This is a genomic window from Vibrio sp. SCSIO 43153, assembly GCF_023716625.1.
Taxonomy (GTDB): Bacteria; Pseudomonadota; Gammaproteobacteria; order Enterobacterales; family Vibrionaceae; genus Vibrio; species Vibrio rotiferianus.
The window spans coordinates 1,359,400-1,376,031 of record NZ_CP071856.1 but is presented as its reverse complement, the minus strand read 5'-3'; the positions used below and the strand labels follow the sequence as shown (position 1 = coordinate 1,376,031).

The 16,632-nt window shown below is 46.0% G+C and carries 13 protein-coding genes; 11 read left to right on the top strand and 2 right to left on the bottom strand.

Annotation, left to right across the window (positions count from 1 at the left end):
• Positions 1-55 precede the first annotated feature (55 nt).
• From J4N37_RS22405 to J4N37_RS22395, 3 genes are all read left to right on the top strand, one after another.
• Positions 56-877 (top strand): LuxR family transcriptional regulator, encoded by an 822-nt coding sequence (locus J4N37_RS22405; protein ID WP_047515131.1) that lies wholly within the window; start codon positions 56-58, stop codon positions 875-877.
• An 81-nt stretch (positions 878-958) separates the two neighbouring features.
• Complete coding sequence (gene tyrS, locus J4N37_RS22400; RefSeq protein ID WP_252042400.1) at positions 959-2,215, top strand: tyrosine--tRNA ligase; 1,257 nt, start codon at positions 959-961, stop codon at positions 2,213-2,215.
• Positions 2,216-2,378: 163 nt separating this feature from the next.
• Positions 2,379-2,675, top strand: a complete 297-nt coding sequence (locus J4N37_RS22395) for a Dabb family protein (RefSeq protein ID WP_252042398.1) — start codon at positions 2,379-2,381, stop codon at positions 2,673-2,675.
• Here the strand turns inward: J4N37_RS22395 and J4N37_RS22390 are convergent.
• Positions 2,672-3,031: a DUF6559 family protein gene (locus J4N37_RS22390; RefSeq protein WP_171305460.1), complete on the bottom strand. Its 360-nt coding sequence runs from the start codon at positions 3,029-3,031 to the stop codon at positions 2,672-2,674. The genes J4N37_RS22395 and J4N37_RS22390 overlap by 4 nt on opposite strands.
• A 113-nt stretch (positions 3,032-3,144) precedes the next feature.
• Between J4N37_RS22390 and J4N37_RS22385 the strand changes: the two genes are divergently transcribed.
• The 8 genes from J4N37_RS22385 to J4N37_RS22350 all read left to right on the top strand — a co-directional run bounded on the left by J4N37_RS22385 (position 3,145) and on the right by J4N37_RS22350 (position 13,928).
• The gene (locus J4N37_RS22385) at positions 3,145-4,026 is read left to right on the top strand and encodes a LysR family transcriptional regulator (protein WP_252042396.1); all 882 of its coding nucleotides are present in this window, start codon (positions 3,145-3,147) and stop codon (positions 4,024-4,026) included.
• A 103-nt stretch (positions 4,027-4,129) separates the two neighbouring features.
• Complete coding sequence (locus tag J4N37_RS22380; RefSeq protein WP_252042395.1) at positions 4,130-5,212, top strand: efflux RND transporter periplasmic adaptor subunit; 1,083 nt, start codon at positions 4,130-4,132, stop codon at positions 5,210-5,212.
• A 9-nt stretch (positions 5,213-5,221) separates the two neighbouring features.
• A complete protein-coding gene (locus tag J4N37_RS22375) occupies positions 5,222-8,278 on the top strand; it encodes an efflux RND transporter permease subunit (RefSeq protein WP_252042393.1) in 3,057 nt (1,018 codons plus the stop codon).
• 2 nt (positions 8,279-8,280) lie between these two features.
• Positions 8,281-9,771, top strand: a complete 1,491-nt coding sequence (locus tag J4N37_RS22370; RefSeq protein WP_252042392.1) for an efflux transporter outer membrane subunit — start codon at positions 8,281-8,283, stop codon at positions 9,769-9,771.
• A 207-nt stretch (positions 9,772-9,978) separates the two neighbouring features.
• Positions 9,979-11,205 (top strand): sodium/glutamate symporter, encoded by a 1,227-nt coding sequence (gene gltS, locus J4N37_RS22365; RefSeq protein WP_252042390.1) that lies wholly within the window; start codon positions 9,979-9,981, stop codon positions 11,203-11,205.
• 148 nt (positions 11,206-11,353) lie between these two features.
• Positions 11,354-11,608 (top strand): hypothetical protein, encoded by a 255-nt coding sequence (locus tag J4N37_RS22360; protein ID WP_038886516.1) that lies wholly within the window; start codon positions 11,354-11,356, stop codon positions 11,606-11,608.
• A gap of 399 nt (positions 11,609-12,007) precedes the next feature.
• A complete protein-coding gene (locus J4N37_RS22355; RefSeq protein WP_252042388.1) occupies positions 12,008-13,036 on the top strand; it encodes a GGDEF domain-containing protein in 1,029 nt (342 codons plus the stop codon).
• Between the two features lie 67 nt (positions 13,037-13,103).
• Complete coding sequence (locus J4N37_RS22350; RefSeq protein ID WP_010452983.1) at positions 13,104-13,928, top strand: helix-turn-helix transcriptional regulator; 825 nt, start codon at positions 13,104-13,106, stop codon at positions 13,926-13,928.
• A gap of 54 nt (positions 13,929-13,982) precedes the next feature.
• Here J4N37_RS22350 and J4N37_RS22345 read toward each other — a convergent pair whose 3' ends face one another.
• The gene (locus tag J4N37_RS22345) at positions 13,983-16,391 is read right to left on the bottom strand and encodes a beta-mannosidase (RefSeq protein WP_252042386.1); all 2,409 of its coding nucleotides are present in this window, start codon (positions 16,389-16,391) and stop codon (positions 13,983-13,985) included.
• Between the last annotated feature and the right edge of the window lie 241 nt (positions 16,392-16,632).

The following is a 16,632-nucleotide window of genomic DNA, read 5'->3' as shown; positions in this document are numbered from 1 at the left end:
ATATCAGCCTATTGCGTTATGCTTACCCCAACCTTTATCGAACTCCCGAATCACCATGCCCAGCGACGCATTCAACACTCAGCTTGCAGAAACAATATCTGCCCTTAACTCACCAAGCTTTACGCCTAAACTCATGCGCGTGATAGCTTCACTACTGAGTTTTGATTGCGCAGTGATCCTCGGCTACCGCGAAGGCAAACACCCTATCTATCTGTATGATTCGATTGAAAATGAACGCGAGCTACTGTTCCAGCGTTATCTCACGACTTCTTTTCAAAATGACCCGTTTTATCAAAAACTTAACGCTAACAAAGAACAAGGTATCTTTACGCTCAAAGACGTGGTGAGAAAAGATGTCGCGCGCAACGATCTCGATTATCAAGCCTACTGCGAGCAGTTCTACCATCAAACTGGCTGGAAAGATGAACTCAGCATGTTGGTCGAAATCGAACCGACACGTTGGGTGATGTTCTACTTCGGTTTTATGCAGGACGATAAGCGCTTCACCAAGCCTCAAGTAGCCAAGCTCAAATCTTACTTTGCCATTATTCAGTCTTTGTGCCGACAGCACTGGAAACAAACCGAGTTTACACTCGCCGAGCCAGTTTTCAGTCCTACCACCTACTCGGGACAAATGCGTACTGCAATTGAATCCGCTCTGGCATCTTTTGGCGAAACTGTCCTCACTAATCGAGAACAAGAAATTGCCGCATTAATCGCGCAAGGCTATGACAGCAAAGAGATTGCAACGCAGCTAGATGTCGTAGAAGGCACAGTCAAGAATCACCGTAAACGCATCTACGCACAACTGAATGTGGCATCTTTAAGCGAGTTCTTTCAGTTGTTTCTCAACCACCTGATCACTCAATCAAGGTAACAAACTGTCCCTTTAGGGATATATCTCGATTCCGCATCGCCTTTTAATCTGAATACAACCGAACCAGATAAAGATAAGACGATGACACTGATTGAAGATTTACAAACTCGCGGCTTGATTGCCCAAGCGAGTGATTTAGACCAAGTTCAACAACTGCTTTCTGAGCCACAAACCTTGTACTGCGGCTTCGATCCAACCGCAGGTAGCTTGCACATCGGTCACCTTGTTCCACTTATTATGCTCAAACGCTTTCAAGATGCAGGACACCAAGCCATCGCCCTGATTGGTGGGGCAACGGGTATGATCGGCGATCCAAGTTTTAAAGCTACAGAGCGCAGCTTAAACTCAGAAGAAACCGTAACAGGCTGGGTAAAAGATCTGTCGAACCAAATTCAACAATTGATGAATAACCAAGTCAGCAAGCCAATGATCATGGTAAACAACGCAGATTGGGTGAAGCAAATTAACGTGATCGACTTCTTCCGCGATGTGGGTAAACACTTCTCCGTGAATACCATGATCAGCCGAGAGTCGGTTAAGCAACGCTTACAACGCCCAGACCAAGGGATTTCATTCACCGAGTTCAGTTACGCACTGCTGCAATCTTACGACTTTGCAGAATTAAACCGTCAGTACGGCTGTCGCTTACAAATCGGTGGTAACGACCAGTGGGGCAACATTGTTAGCGGCATTGACCTTACTCGCCGTCAAAATGGTGAACAAGTATTTGGCTTAACCTTACCTTTGATCACCAAATCCGATGGCACTAAATTTGGTAAAACCGAAGGAGGTGCAGTGTGGCTGGATCCAAGTAAAACCTCGCCTTACGCCTTCTACCAATTCTGGTTATCCGCGGAAGATGCCGATGTTTACCACTTCCTACGCTACTACACCTTCTTGAGTTGCGATGAGATTGCAGCAATTGAAACACAAGACAAAGAGAGTAAAGGCAAACCGCAAGCACAGCGTATCTTAGCGGAACAAATGACAAGCTTTGTTCATGGCGAAAGAGGATTAGCAAGTGCAGAACGAATCACTCAAGCGCTATTTAGCGGTGATGTGCAGCAATTGAGCTTGAGCGAGCTAAAACAGTTGGAACTCGATGGCTTACCGAGCATGCAAAGTGCTGAGCAAGACTTGGTTGAGCTTCTGGTTGAATCCGGTCTAGCCAGCTCAAAACGCGTTGCTCGTGAGCTAATTGGCAACAACGCCATCAGTGTGAACGGCGAAAAAATCGATACAGAAAAACCAAGCTTGAACTTCCCACTGTTCGACCAGTACTGGTTGCTTCAACGCGGTAAAAAGCACTTCTGCTTGGTGAAGCGTCTCGAAGGTTAATCGCTCACACTAACTACCGATAATCTAGCTAACTTAACTAAAGCACGAGCCACTGTGCTCGCGTTTTTGTTTCCCTATTTTGTGAAGCCAAAAGCTAACTTTAGAATGGATGCCCGTTATAGTGTTGTTCTTCAAACACAACAAAATATAACAACACAAAACCATGATCAGACACATTCTACTCATCAAATTTAAAACATCTGCCACCAGCGAAAAAATCCAACAACTTCGAGAGCTCTTCGAAGCCATGCCAACGAAAGTGGAAGGTGTAACCGACGTTGAATGGGGCTTAAACAACAGCCCAGAAGGAAAGAACAAAGACTACACACACGCCGTGATGATGACGTTTGCCAATGAAGCAGGTCGTCAGAATTATCTGCCTCACCCAGAGCACGATGCGTTGAAAGAGGTGTTTAGACCACTGCTTGAAGACATCATCGTGTTTGATTACGAGGTTTAGTATCGGCTATTCATTCCGAATCGGTGTGACATATCATCATCCATACGTCCACCTTTCCAGCCGCCAGAGCCCAGTAGATTCAAAACATCTTGTGCGGTGTAATCACCACCATCGAAGAAATCGTTGGCAACATCAGCACGCAGAGACTGAATTTGAACTGCTTCTCCTGAGTTAAGTTCTTCAGGATTGGCATAAAGCGCTAAAGCAATTTGCTGTTGGCGCTTGCTCAACTCGCTTGTGCTGCTTTGTACTTGACCGATGGAAAAGTACTCGCGGCTTCCATAGCCCTTAATCAATCGGCCGGAGAGCAGCTTGATGACCTTCTTAATTCGGCGGCGTTGAATGACTCTAAGCACATTAATACCCTATTTTTCTTATAGCAAAATTGACGTTATATTTTGTGCATAACGTTATGATGCTTTAGAGTGTCACGGTTTAATACAGTGTTCAATAAGCATGGAGCGCCATTGTGAAAATCGACGATCTTAAACTCTTCATTAAAGTGGTAGAGCTAGGAAGCTTTACCGCCGCGGCAAACGCATTAGATCTGCCGCGCGCGAATGTGAGTCGACGAATCGGTGAATTAGAGCAGTCCCTTGGAGCCCAGCTGTTTCATCGCACCACGCGCAGTTTATCGCTGACCAACAACGGCGAAGCCTATTATGAGAACTTACTAAAAGCGCTCACGATGCTCGACTCTGCGAACGAACAAGTCAGCAATAACACCAACGAAGTTCGTGGTCGTATCAAGCTTGGATTGCTACCAGAAACTGACGAACTGGTTCGTCCAATTTTGTTCGATTTCCACGACCAATACCCTCATGTTGAGTTAGATATCCGCAACATTAACAACGGCTTTCATGACATGTTCCAGCAAGGGCTAGACATCGCCTTTCATGGCGGTGCTTTGTTTGATTCCGATATCGTCGCACGCAAGTTACTGACGCTCGACCGCTGCTTAGTCGCTTCCCCGAACTACCTTCAAACCTATGGTACGCCGGAGACTCTCGAACAACTAACCGAGCATAAATGCGTATGTTTTCGCTGGCCAAATGGTGACGTCGATAATGTATGGCACTTTCAAGAGCAAAGTGTACAACTGCACCCGAAGCTTATTTCCAACAACATTGGCTTTATTAAGAACGCGACGATTTTAGATCGTGGTATCACCTTTATGCCCAAGCTACTGGTGAAGCGTGAGTTGGAATCCGGCAGCTTGGTGCAGCTATTGTCACAATATTCTGTCACTGAAGAATCGGGTTGGTTGCTCTACCCGCAACCTAAGACATTGAGTCAGGCGAGCCGCCTACTTATTGACCACCTCATTAAAGAAGTCCCAAAACTCGTTTAGCTGAATGCATTGTATCGTTTTTTGAGACAGTGAGTCTCATTGCCGAGTGATTATCTGAACATTGTACAATTGTATGATGGCACCAAAATTATGGAGCCATCGTATGAATCGTCTATTCAAAACTACTGCATTAGGTGCCGCAACATTGGCACTGTTTGGCTGTAATCAAAGCCAAAACACGTTCACCGAACCAGAGTCCCCTCGCCCAATTCAAGTTGTTGAAGTCACGGGTGAAAACGCGGCATTGAACAAATCGTTTAGTGGCATTGTTCAAGCAAAAGAGACCGCATCCCTTTCTTTTCGCGTTCCAGGCACCGTTGACCGCGTTTTGGTGAAGAAAGGCGATCATGTCGAGAAAGGACAGATCATTGCAACGCTTGATCCTCACGATTACCAAGTTTCTTTGGAAGAACTCCAAGCACGTATGTTAGAAGCGAAGTCCGCGCATAAACTCGCAAAGGCTGAGCTAAAACGCGTGAAGCAAGCGACGGCAGACGACGCGATTGCCAGCGTCAATTTAGATCGTGCCATCAGCGGTTATGAGCGTAGTTTGTCTGCCGTAAAAGTAGTAGAGAAGAATATCCAACGCGCGGAAGATGCCTTGGCTTACACCACACTGCGTGCACCATTTTCTGGCAGCATTGGCGAGGTACAAATCGACGCATTCGAGCAGACACTGCCGGGCGTTAGCGTCGCTACTCTTCAACAAGACGGTCAGTGGGAAGTGGATATCGATGTGCCTGAGAACATGATTCGTCAGTTTAATCTTGGGCAAACAGCGGCACTGTCTTGGTATGGTTCAGAGCAAACATACCGTGCTAACGTCGCTGAAATCGCACCTAAAAAGCATCTCATCAAACAAACTTACCCTGTCACTCTAGCTATCGATTCAATTTCTAACGACCTGTTCAATGGCAAAGCCGTTACGGTCACAACCTCATTTCAGCCCGATCAATCCAGTCATTGCTTCCCCTATTCTGCCATTTTAGGTGAAAAGAAATCGCTACACGTCAATGTCGTTCGTGACGCTATCGTGCATACCGAGCCAGTGACATTGCAATCCATCGACTCTCATCAGGCTTGTGTCTCTGGCGCTTTCCACCAAGGTGACTATGTGGTCATCAGCGGCACTCATTATCTTCAAGCTGGCGACAACACGCCGAACTTAACCATCAAAACGCTATAGGTTCGAATCATGATCAATTTAGCTGAATTCGCGATAAGACAGCGCACTTTCGTGTTGTTCTTTATCGCCTTGAGTGTGGTGGCAGGGCTGTATTCTTACTTCGATTTAGGCAAGTTGGAAGACCCAAGCTTTACGGTTAAAACCGCCGTCGTTGTCACCTTGTATCCGGGCGCCTCAGCACAAGAAGTAGAGCAACAAGTCACCGATACCATTGAGACCAAGCTGCAAGAAATGGCCGAGTTGAATCGCCTGCGCTCATTGTCTCGTCCGGGGATGTCGATGGTGTTTGTCGACTTGAAAGAGAGCCTCAATTCCAAAGCGCTTCCGCAGCAATGGGATTTACTGCGCCGCAAAGTCGACGACGTAAAACTGCAACTGCCGTCTACAGCGCAAATCAGCATTGTTCAGGATGAGTTCTCTGAAGTGTATGGCATGCTTTTCTCTATCCATAGCCAAGACGCCGCACCAGAAGAGTTACGCCGTTATGCGGAAGAGTTGCAACGCCAAATCAAAGCCGTAAAAGGCATCAAAAAGATTGAGCTACACGGCGTGCAACCGCGAGTGGTTTACATTGATATGCCCGACGAACGTCTGGCTCAATATGGCTTGTCTGTCGCGCAGGTATGGAACCAACTCAGCACACAGAACATGACCTTTGAAGTAGGCAAGTTCGATGCTGGCACCGAGCGCATTCGCATCACTCAAACCAGTGAATTTCAATCATTAGATGATATCCGTAACTTGGTCATCAAAGGTGGCGTAAGTGAGCTAGGTACAGGCTTGATTCGCTTAGGTGACATCGCCGATGTATCCATGGGCTACCAAACACCAGCACTAACAGAAAGCCGATTTAATGGTGAGCCTGCGGTGACGCTAGCGGTCAGCCCTGTTGAAGGCATTAATGTGGTCTCACTCGGCGACACGATTCGCGACATCATCCAAAACTACCAACAAACACTGCCACTTGGCGTTGATATTTCTACTGTGGCTTACCAACCTGAAGAGGTGCAAAAAGCGATTGATGACTTCGTCGGCAACCTACTGGAAAGTGTCGGCATTGTGTTTGTGGTGCTGTTGGTCTTCATGGGCTTTAAGAGCGCGACAATTGTTGGTTCAAGCTTATTGCTGACTATCCTGCTCACGCTGATCTACATGAATATCGCGGGCATAGATTTGCATCGAGTCTCGTTAGGTACCTTCATCCTTGCTTTAGGTATGTTGGTCGACAACGCCATCGTGATCACTGACATGATGATCGTAAAACTGGGCAAAGGCATCGAACGCACACGTGCTGCTATTGATTCGGTCAAGGAAACCGCCGTCCCTCTGCTTGGCGCAACCGTCATTGCCATCATGGGTGCAAGTCCGGTTCTGTTCTCCAAAACCGACTCAGCCGAATTTGCGGGTTCAGTGTTCTACATCGTAGCGTCTTCGCTTCTTCTGTCTTGGTTGGTCGCGATGACCTTTACCGTGCTGATGTGTTGGATGTTCATCAAACCAACACATATCGACGAAGACGCAAAACCAAGCCGTTACAAGCAATTGGTGTTTTGGACGGTTGATAACCCAATGAAAGCGCTGACAGCATTGATTCCTCTGCTTTTGGTGACTGCTGTTGCTGTGCCTTACGTGGCGGTGAACTTTATCCCGCAATCGGATCGCCCTATCGTGTTCCTTGATTACTGGCTACCGAATGGCGCCAAGATCGAACAAACCTCAGCTGACATGCGCAAAGTCGAGCAGTGGCTACTCAAGCAACCAGAAGTAGAAAGCATCTCTAGCTACATGGGCGCAAGTGCACCGCGCTTCTCGGTGACCGTAGAACCAGAGCCGCTTGATCCTGCATACGGGCAGATCTTGATAAACACCAAGGATTACGAAAGCATCAGCCAACTTGTTGAACGTGGTGACAAGTGGTTGCAAAACACTTTCCCAGATGCCGAACCTCGCTTTAGAGCACTAAAACTGGCGACCTCAGACAAGTATGCGGTAGAAGCTCGCTTCTCTGGCCCTGATGAAGCGGTGTTGCACCAACTGGCGGATCAAGCGAAAGCGATTTTTGCCACGCATCCCGATGCCAAATACGTTCGTGATGACTGGCGTCAAGAAAGCAAGGTGCTGAAACCCATCATCAATCAAGACAAGATGCGCCAAGCTGGCATTAACCGTGCGGACATCGCCTTTGCTCTGAAACGCGCTTCTGATGGCATGCCACTAGGCCAAATGAACCTCAATGATGAGTTGGTTCCAATTCAGCTGCGTGGCACGTCTCAAAATATGGCCTCACTGGAAACTCTGCCAGTACGTTCGCTGCTTGGCATGCACAGTGTGCCTCTCGGCCAAGTGGTCGATGGCTTTGAGCTAGTACCAGAAGAGAGCATGATCTGGCGCCGCAATCGCGTCAAAACCATCACAGCACAAGCAGGTGTTGAGCGTTCAACCACACCAGCAAGAGTACGCAACGCGGTGAAAGATCAAATCGAAGCGATTCCTCTGCCAGTCGGCTACAGCTTGGAATGGGGCGGCGAATACTACGATGAACACAAAGCGGTTACTGACATCTTTAAACAGCTACCAAAAGCCATGCTGATCATGGTGATCATTCTGGTCGCAATGTTTAACGGCTTTAAGCAACCAATCATCATTCTAGCCACGCTACCTTTGGCGGCTACCGGTGCCACCTTTGCTCTGCTTGGTTTTGATAAACCATTCGGCTTTATGGCGTTGATTGGTGCCATCACCTTGACAGGCATGATCATTAAAAACGGCATTGTGTTGATGGACCAAATTGAGTTGGAACGTGCGAACGGCCGCCCATTATCGGATGCCATCAAAGAAGCCACCGTTAACCGCACCATGGCGATTTCGATGGGTGCACTAACAACCGCACTCGGCATGATCCCGCTGCTATCGGATCTCCTGTTCGACCAAATGGCAGCCACCATCATCGGCGGTCTGGCCGCGGCGACCGTGCTGTCACTGTTCATCATGCCGGCACTGTATCGCTTGGCATACAAAGAAACATCACCAACCACGCAAACTGACGCTGAATTGAAGGAGGCGTAATCATGAGAAAGTTCGTTATCGCGCCACTGGTATTGGCAATGAGTTTATCCGGTTGTGCCGTTGGGCCAGACTATCAAACGCCAACCACCAGCATGGCAGAAACTTATTTGTATGCTGACCAAAATGGTGTCAGCCGCAATGCTGAGACAGAACCATTTTGGTGGACAGAGTTTAACGACCCAACGTTGAACGATTTGGTGCTTGATATGCAAAGCCAAAACATCCCGCTTAAGGTCGCGGCAGAGCGCATCAAAATGGCAGACAGCTATAAGAGCGTTGTTGAGTCATTCAAGGTGCCGACCATCAATGTTGGTGCCGGATACGTCAATTATCAGCTGAGTAAGAACGACTCACTGCTTGGCCCGGCGCTGAACCCAATTGGTGATTCCGCTGCAGGTCTGCCACCACAAATTAGCAATACAACCTTGTTGGACAACCAGCATGATGGTGTATTTGCCGGAGCAAGTATCGCTTGGGAATTGGATTTGTTCGGTCGTATTGATCGTCAATCCAATGCCGCGCAAATACGTGTTGAGCAAGCAGAAATCTATCAAAGCGGGCTGACGACTTTGCTTACTGCGGATTTGATTCATAACTACTTGCAGTATCGAGGAGCAAGCGAGCGTCTCGACTTAGCCAAATCAAACCTTGAAGACCAAAGGAAAACCATGGACTTGGTCGAGAAAGTGGTTCGTAGCGGTTATGGCTCGGATCTCGATTTAGCGCAAGCCAAAGCGACGCTTGCAGCGATGGAATCAATCATTCCTCAATTGGAAATCGCGCAGCAAGTACACAAACATCGTATCGCGGTACTGCTTGGTGAGCCTTTATCGAAAGTCGAAGTGCGACTTGCAGAAACTCAAGGTGTACCAGCAATGCAGAATGTCGTGCCAATCGGATTACCTTCAGACTTACTCCAGCGTCGCCCTGATATCCGCTTAGCAGAGCGAGAAATGGCAGCCATCAATGAAGAACTTGCGGCAAGTATTGCCAATCAATATCCGAAGTTCTTCTTAACCGGCGCTCCGGGCGTGTCTGCTTCTAGCTTTGATGATTTGTTTAGCAGTGATTCTTTCGGTTGGGTTGGCGCGGCAGGCATCAGTTGGAATGTCTTTGATGGTGGTCGTGGCGATGCTTTAGAGGACATCAACCAAGCTCGTTTTGAAGCAGCAACACTGACTTACCAACACGCTGTAGATTCGGCTTTTGCTGAAGTGGATTCCACCCTATTTGCATATGGCAGAAGCCAAGAGAATCAACGTCGTATTGATGATGCTCTGGTTGCGACAGATAAAGCTGTGGGGAAAGCCAAATCCCTCTACCGTGCTGGGTTGATTGACCACTTGTCGGTACTGGATGCTCAGCGCCAGCAACGCATGATGCAAGACCGACAAATCGCAGCCAAATTGCAAACGGCTCAGGTCACTGTCTCACTCTACAAATCATTGGGTGGCGATTGGGAGTTGGAAAAAACGACAATTCAACAAAATTAAATGAACAGTTTTTGATTTTGGGGAGCGAGTTACGAATTCATAGGGGACCAAGAATTCAACCGCTCCCCTTTTTTATCCATAGCAATCCGACTAAGTTCAAATTCGTCGCTATGTAACTGGATGAAATGTAAACATGTCAGTATGTTTAAAAGATGAGCATACGGATTGATTCTCATATCGTGTGTATTCACCTCAACAGGAGTGATTATGAATTTTGTCGACGGCGTATTACAAGTCGAATCTTTTCTCGCGGTGACCCTTGGGATCGTCGTTTTATTTTTGGGCAGGCGCTTAACTCAGGCAAGCTCATTTCTCAAAGAGTTTAGCATTCCAGAACCTGTGTCCGGAGGCATTTTGGTCTCTGTGCTATTCACTATTCTCCACTACGTCACTCAGATAGATGTACAGTTCGATCTAGCAACTCGAGACTTACTTTTGGTTTACTTCTTTACCACTATCGGCATCAACGCCAGCCTGCAAGACTTGTTCAAAGGCGGTAAGCCTCTATTGATTCTGCTTTCAGTGACCATCGGCTATATGCTAGTTCAGAACCTAACAGGGATTGGTATTGCTACCATGCTTGGACAACCAGAAGCAGTCGGCTTGTTAAGTGGTACTGTATCGTTAATTGGTGGCCATGGAACAGCCATAGCTTGGTCACCAAGAATTGCTGAGATCTTCGATCTCAATACCGCAATGGAAATCGGTATTGCCAGCGCAACATTTGGTCTAATTTTAGCAAGTTTGATGGGGGGCCCAATTGCGAAATACCTCATAAACAAGCACAACCTCAAACCCACCACAGTAGAAGAGATGGACGTTGGCACCGCGAAAAATGAACCTCAGCCATCCATCAATGCTTACGACTTCTTAGATGCGATGCTCGCGATTCATGTTTGTATCATATTGGGTGCGATTTTGAATGAAGGGATCAGTAGCTTAGGTCTCGAGCTTCCGCTATTTGTAACCTGTTTGTTCGCCGGTATTTTGATTTCTAACGTTATTCCAGCATCGTACCCTCGTATTACAGGCACACGTTGGCCAGCAAGGAAACCTGCTGTTGCATTAATTGCCGATATGGCGCTTGGAGCATTCCTGGCAATGTCATTAATGAGCATGCAACTTTGGGATCTGGTTGATTTGGCGGGGCCTATCTTTATTATTCTTGGCGCGCAATTTTTGGTGGCAATCTGCATCGCAATCTTCGTTGTGTTCCCATTGATGGGGAAAAACTACGATGCGGCGGTAGTGTGTTCTGGTTTTGGTGGAATATCTTTAGGCTCGACGCCAACTGCGATGGCCAATATGTCTGCGGTAGCGCAAAAGTACGGTAATTCACACCAAGCCTTTATCATCGTGCCACTGGTGTGCGCTTTCTTTATCGATTTAGCGAACGCGCTCATCATCCCCTACTTCATTAAATGGATTGGCTAATTAAAACACCAAACGGTTAAAAAGAGGTCACTTCAGTGGCCTCTTACTTTATTTGCATAAATATCGCTACCACCTCTCCCCGTACTCAGTTGTATAATGGCATCTCTGAAATATTTTGTTACGTACTCGTTCACCCTTGAGAAAACACATGAACAGCAGCAGATGGGCAGGCCTTATGGTTGGCACCCTCTTTTTAATCGGCACTCTTATTCTATTCGGTTCTACCGTGCACTCAGCATGGTACAAAATTCCGTTGGAAGCTGTGAATGGCATTGCCTTCACCCTAGCTTTTGGGTTGGGTTTGAATCACTTCTTTGCTTACGTCTCAGCATTCATCACGCTAGCAGCGCTCTTTTACATTGGATACGCAATCGGCTCTCGCATTTTCAACAAGATAAGATAAGCACCTCCCCCATATATACCTAACTAAAGATAGTGGCTTTAAAACAGCCGCCATCTCCTTCCTAAAGGCACTCGGGCCGAGCTCAAGGTTACATTGGCACCAGTATAGCCGCTCACTTTTTCTATAAGCATATTGAGATCGAGCCATTTTCCCGAAAACCGAATAGTGTTATGCAACTTCGAACAATAAAATGGTTTATAAAAACGGCGGTTTGTATCGAGTAATTCTATAAAGGTCGGTGTAGTGTGCTTGGGAAAATGAAGTGTTAATACAAACCTTTGGCTACCCTTAAAGATAGAATTACCAGCGTATTTCCTTGTTTCATTGGAAAAAAACAAACATCGATACTAGATAAAATCGACCTCTACTTCGCCTTCGTTGCTCCTCAGAGATGTTTGTATGGAAAGAACTTCCTTAGATAGGGTATTTGCGTTTTACTATGTTTGCTTAACGAGCTTGGGGATTGCTGTTACCTTAGTGGTGAGTGTGTACAGGAATGAACCGACTATCACTTACATTCCTTACCTGCTATCAGCATTTATCTGCAGCTTGTATATTTGGTTTGGACAAGCCTTAAACACCTCCCCGAATCAAAAGCTAATCATCATAGCTCTAATTTTTGGCTTCTCGCTTAGCTTCTATGTCTATTATTTTTGGGGCAGCCAACTCGTCTTCTCTTCTTTGTTAACCGTAAATTTGTTGTTTGTCCTGATGGAGCTAGGCTTCATTTGGTCCTTATTCATTTATGGTCTGGCATCACTTATCTATTTTCACATAGATCTATCCGCGATAGTTAAAAATCCATCGAGAGAAATAGATACCTATTCATTTGTTTTTCAATACAGCATGCTATACCTTTTTAACTTCTTCGTGTTTCAGGGGCTCAAAGCCATAGAAAAAGCATTCAACAGCTACCGAAGCCAACAAAATGAAGTTCAACAGAGGCTCCTTAGGCTACTAGAGATAGATGAACTCACCGACTGTTTATCTCGATTTAAAGGGAATCAACTTCTCGATCAACAGTTTGAACAAGCGAAGCTACACAATGAGACTTTCGCACTCCTCTATATCGACCTAGACGGCTTTAAACAAATTAATGACTCATATGGGCACGTCTATGGCGATGAAGTTCTTAAAATCACGGCTCATCGTATCTTAGGCCTGTTATCAGACACGCAGTTTGCAATTAGAAACGGAGGGGACGAATTCATTCTCTGCCTACCAAACATAGATAACTTTGAAGAGATAGAACGTTTCAAAGCTCTACTTCTTCAGGTTTGTAGTGCACCCATTTTGCTTGACTTCCACGAAGTTGAAATTGGTCTGAGCATTGGTATTGCGCGTTATCCACACGATGGCGATAACCACCAAAGCTTAATTCATCGTGCCGATGAAATGATGTATCTCACCAAGAAATCAAGAACATAAGGCTTAGGCTCATCAAGGAGCAGCCCCTATAACAAGTACAAATATAATGAGTTCAGGACATAGGTGTATGATCAGTAAATTAGAATTTTCGCATGCTGTGACTGCGATTCGACGAGAGAGGGAAATAACACAAGGACAATTAGCAGATGAACTAGCAAGAAGTTATAGCCTTTTTGAAAGCTTAAATCAGTCGACGCTTAGCCAGTGGGAAAGTGGTAAAGTCACTCCTAGCCTTCTAAAGCGGTTAGCCTTTGCTCATTACCTTGGTGAAAAATATCAATACACTTCAAATGAATATAAACAAGTTAAGGCATCTCAAAGTAAAAACATCTATCTGAGCTTTAAAGACATTGTGTATCAGTACCAAGTTACCGATGTAAAGAGCTGTTTTCTTAGCCAAGTTAGCCCATCAGAGTATGAGCAAATCAATACTGTGCATAAACAGCTCATTACTCCGGGTGGGTTACAAGACACCATCAAACAGTTTAATGCAGAGACAAGTAAAGCTCGTCTTTATTACTGTGAAGGAATGTTAGTTGGGCATCTTATTTACCAAGAGTTAGGCGGGGAGTTTCGAATTCTTAGCTTATGGCAACTAGGCCGCTCGATTTTAAAGTTTCTCGTTCAAGACATTATCCAACTTACCGGGAATGCTATCATTCACCTCCCGGTACATGAACCAGTAATCAAACAACTGCTAATAGATATATTCATTAGAGACTTCTATCACCATAGAAAAGTCACTTTTTTCAAAGCGCCAGCGACAATAATATTCAAAAACCCAATGGTGGAATACTGTTTTGATGGGCTACTCGATTTGGTTCTATATCGATTCCATCAAGTCGGTAATGAGTTCATGCAGCCTAGAATTCGAAACCGTGAATATATTTAAAAATGTATGATAAGGGGCGCGACACTGCGCCCCTTATTTGGTTCTGAATCAACGCTATTGCATTAGATGGTAGACGCGTAGCGATTCCGCCATCATTGCTAAATCTTCACCAAAGAACTCCACGGTGACAGGTTGATTCGCCAATAGCGTGATGCTTGAGTCCTCAAAGCGTCCAGCTGTATCACATTCAAGATGAACAAAGAACGCTGGCTTATCGGCAACGAGCGTGACTTTGTTAGCTTCAATCGTTACGTCAATCTTGGCGCTTTCCATTGGCAATGTTTTTAGCTCGTGAGTACTAAACCAAGTATTGGCGATTGTCTCTTGCCCTACTTGCCCTTCTACGTAGAAGAAACCTGATTTCAATTCAGACGAATCAAATGCCTCATCCAACTGCCAAACGACGGTATTGCTGTCGCTAGAAACCGTGTGCTCTAGAGACCAAGTTTGCTTCACTTCACCTTGCCAGTTCACCCAATGCAATTGCGCACTCACATCAACGGGTTCTTTGGCATCGTTGAGCAGATGAAGGCTCAGCTTGCCCGTATGTTCTGAGAACACCAAATACTGAGGCGCAAAGAAACGTTTCGCGTGGTAATGCAATTGCTTCCAACGACCACTGTACTCCAAACTAGACCAAGAACTCACTGGCCAGTTGTCGTTGAGTTGCCAATACAACATGCCACGACATATTGGAGAGATCGCACGCCAGTGGTCACAAGCGGTCTTGATTGCCATCGCCTGTTGCACTTGGCTAAGGTACAACATTTGCTCAAAGCCGGAAGGGAAACGGAAATAACGAGTAAACATCTCCGTGATAATACTGTTACCGCGGGGGTTCTTTTGGTGCTGCTCAAAGGTTGGTGAGGTGACGTTCCAGTCTTGCTCTGGAACGAACTGTTTTGCTTCGGCAAACGAAGGCCAAGATTGGAAACCAAACTCGGAACAAAAACGCGGGTTGATGTTTAGATAAGCATTAAACGATTTGCCTGAGTGCCAAACGTCCCAGAAATGCATGTCGCCTTTGCTGTCATCATGCCATGCATCGCCAAAATCCAACTCACCGTTACAAGGAGAGCTTGGCCAAAAACGGCGTGAATCATCTTGCTGGCCAATCACCTGCTCTATCATTCGATTCAGGCGATCATAATTCACCGTGTATTTGACTTTGTTGTGCTTGGATTCGTCGTACCAACCAATCGCACCAATCACTTCGTTATCACCACACCACAGTGCAATCGACGGGTGCTCTTTCAAACGTGAGATTTGGAATCGCAACTCTTGTTCCACATCTTTCAAGAAATCATCATCAGATGGATACAGTGAGCAAGCGAACATCATGTCTTGCCAAACCAACAGACCTAATTCATCACACAGGTTGTAGAAAGTTTCGCTTTCATATTGGCCGCCACCCCAGACACGAATCATGTTCATATTGGCATCGACCGCGCTTTGCAAAAGTGCACGATAGCGGCTTTCACACTCACGCCCCGGCATGGCATCCACAGGAATCCAGTTTGCACCCTTCGCATTGATTGGCACGCCATTGACGACAAACTCCATCGCCGAGCCATGTTCATCAGCTTGGTTGTTTAGACTCAGCTCTCGCAAACCAATCGTGCGTGACAGTGATTGCTCACCACAAATGACTGTTATCGGATATAGATGTGCTTCGCCATAACCCGCAGGCCACCAGCGTTTTGGCTCGGTAATATGGAACTGGCAGTGATAGTGACCACTTCCTTCGGTTTGAATCGATTGGCGCTGACCATCAAATTCAATCGTGATTTCATGAGGTTGAGTATCGGTTTCTACTTCGGTTAATACATCAACTAGCACGCTACCATCAGCTTGCCATTGTTGCTCTGTAGAGAATCCTTTGAGCCACACATCGTTTATTACATCAATTTGAATCAGGTCATAAATGCCAGACACCATCAAACAAATGCCCCAGTCCCATCCCGAGTGACATTGTGTTTTGCGAATCAAGTTCATGTGCGGGATCTGGTTGTTCCCCATCGCCGAAGGAATAGGGAATGGTAATTTCTTCGCACGTTCTAGCCCTTCTATATCCACACGGGCAAACTCAACTCGAATCGTGTTAGTGCCTTGTTTTAAGTAAGGTTTGATATCAATACGTTGCTGGGCAAACATGTTGCTGCTAGTTAGTGCTTGCTCACCATTGATATAAAAGTTCGCTAAGGTGTCTACACGGGTGAGCGTCATCCACACTTGTTTGGCAGAGAGCACAGAACCATCGACATCAAACTCGCGTGAAATGTGCCAATCGCAAGTTTCAATCCAACGAACTTTCGCTTCATTATCAGCAAAATAGGGATTCGGGATGAGCTCTGCTTGCAATAATGCGGATACATTGTCACCGGGCAAAGTCATAGGAATATCGATATCTGGACGATGTGGCGAGGTAAGCTGCCACGTCCCGTTGAGTTCGATTTGAGCCATAGGGTAAGACCTTTAATTTTTATTAGAACAGGTTGGCTCAATGTAATCCTGAGGTGTCCTTACAAGAATAAGGGGAATGTCATTTACGTATGAAATGCGGCGCACTTCACGAAAATAATCTCATTCCATAAATCAGTTATTTACTTTAGAGATCGACAATTAATCGCGCTCTGCGGTTATATTGAGGTTCTCAACGTGCTAGTATCAGCGGCTTTTTGATCATCCTCACACTTTTCGAGCT

What these genes read in the sequence shown, in the direction of transcription:
- J4N37_RS22345 (WP_252042386.1), bottom strand. Translation starts at nt 16,391, where the DNA reads ATGGCTCAAATCGAACTCAACGGGACGTGGCAGCTTACCTCGCCACAT.
- J4N37_RS22375 (WP_252042393.1), top strand. Translation starts at nt 5,222, where the DNA reads ATGATCAATTTAGCTGAATTCGCGATAAGACAGCGCACTTTCGTGTTG.
- J4N37_RS22360 (WP_038886516.1), top strand. Translation starts at nt 11,354, where the DNA reads ATGAACAGCAGCAGATGGGCAGGCCTTATGGTTGGCACCCTCTTTTTA.
- J4N37_RS22370 (WP_252042392.1), top strand. Translation starts at nt 8,281, where the DNA reads ATGAGAAAGTTCGTTATCGCGCCACTGGTATTGGCAATGAGTTTATCC.
- J4N37_RS22355 (WP_252042388.1), top strand. Translation starts at nt 12,008, where the DNA reads ATGGAAAGAACTTCCTTAGATAGGGTATTTGCGTTTTACTATGTTTGC.
- J4N37_RS22350 (WP_010452983.1), top strand. Translation starts at nt 13,104, where the DNA reads ATGATCAGTAAATTAGAATTTTCGCATGCTGTGACTGCGATTCGACGA.
- J4N37_RS22380 (WP_252042395.1), top strand. Translation starts at nt 4,130, where the DNA reads ATGAATCGTCTATTCAAAACTACTGCATTAGGTGCCGCAACATTGGCA.
- tyrS (WP_252042400.1), top strand. Translation starts at nt 959, where the DNA reads ATGACACTGATTGAAGATTTACAAACTCGCGGCTTGATTGCCCAAGCG.
- J4N37_RS22395 (WP_252042398.1), top strand. Translation starts at nt 2,379, where the DNA reads ATGATCAGACACATTCTACTCATCAAATTTAAAACATCTGCCACCAGC.
- J4N37_RS22405 (WP_047515131.1), top strand. Translation starts at nt 56, where the DNA reads ATGCCCAGCGACGCATTCAACACTCAGCTTGCAGAAACAATATCTGCC.
- gltS (WP_252042390.1), top strand. Translation starts at nt 9,979, where the DNA reads ATGAATTTTGTCGACGGCGTATTACAAGTCGAATCTTTTCTCGCGGTG.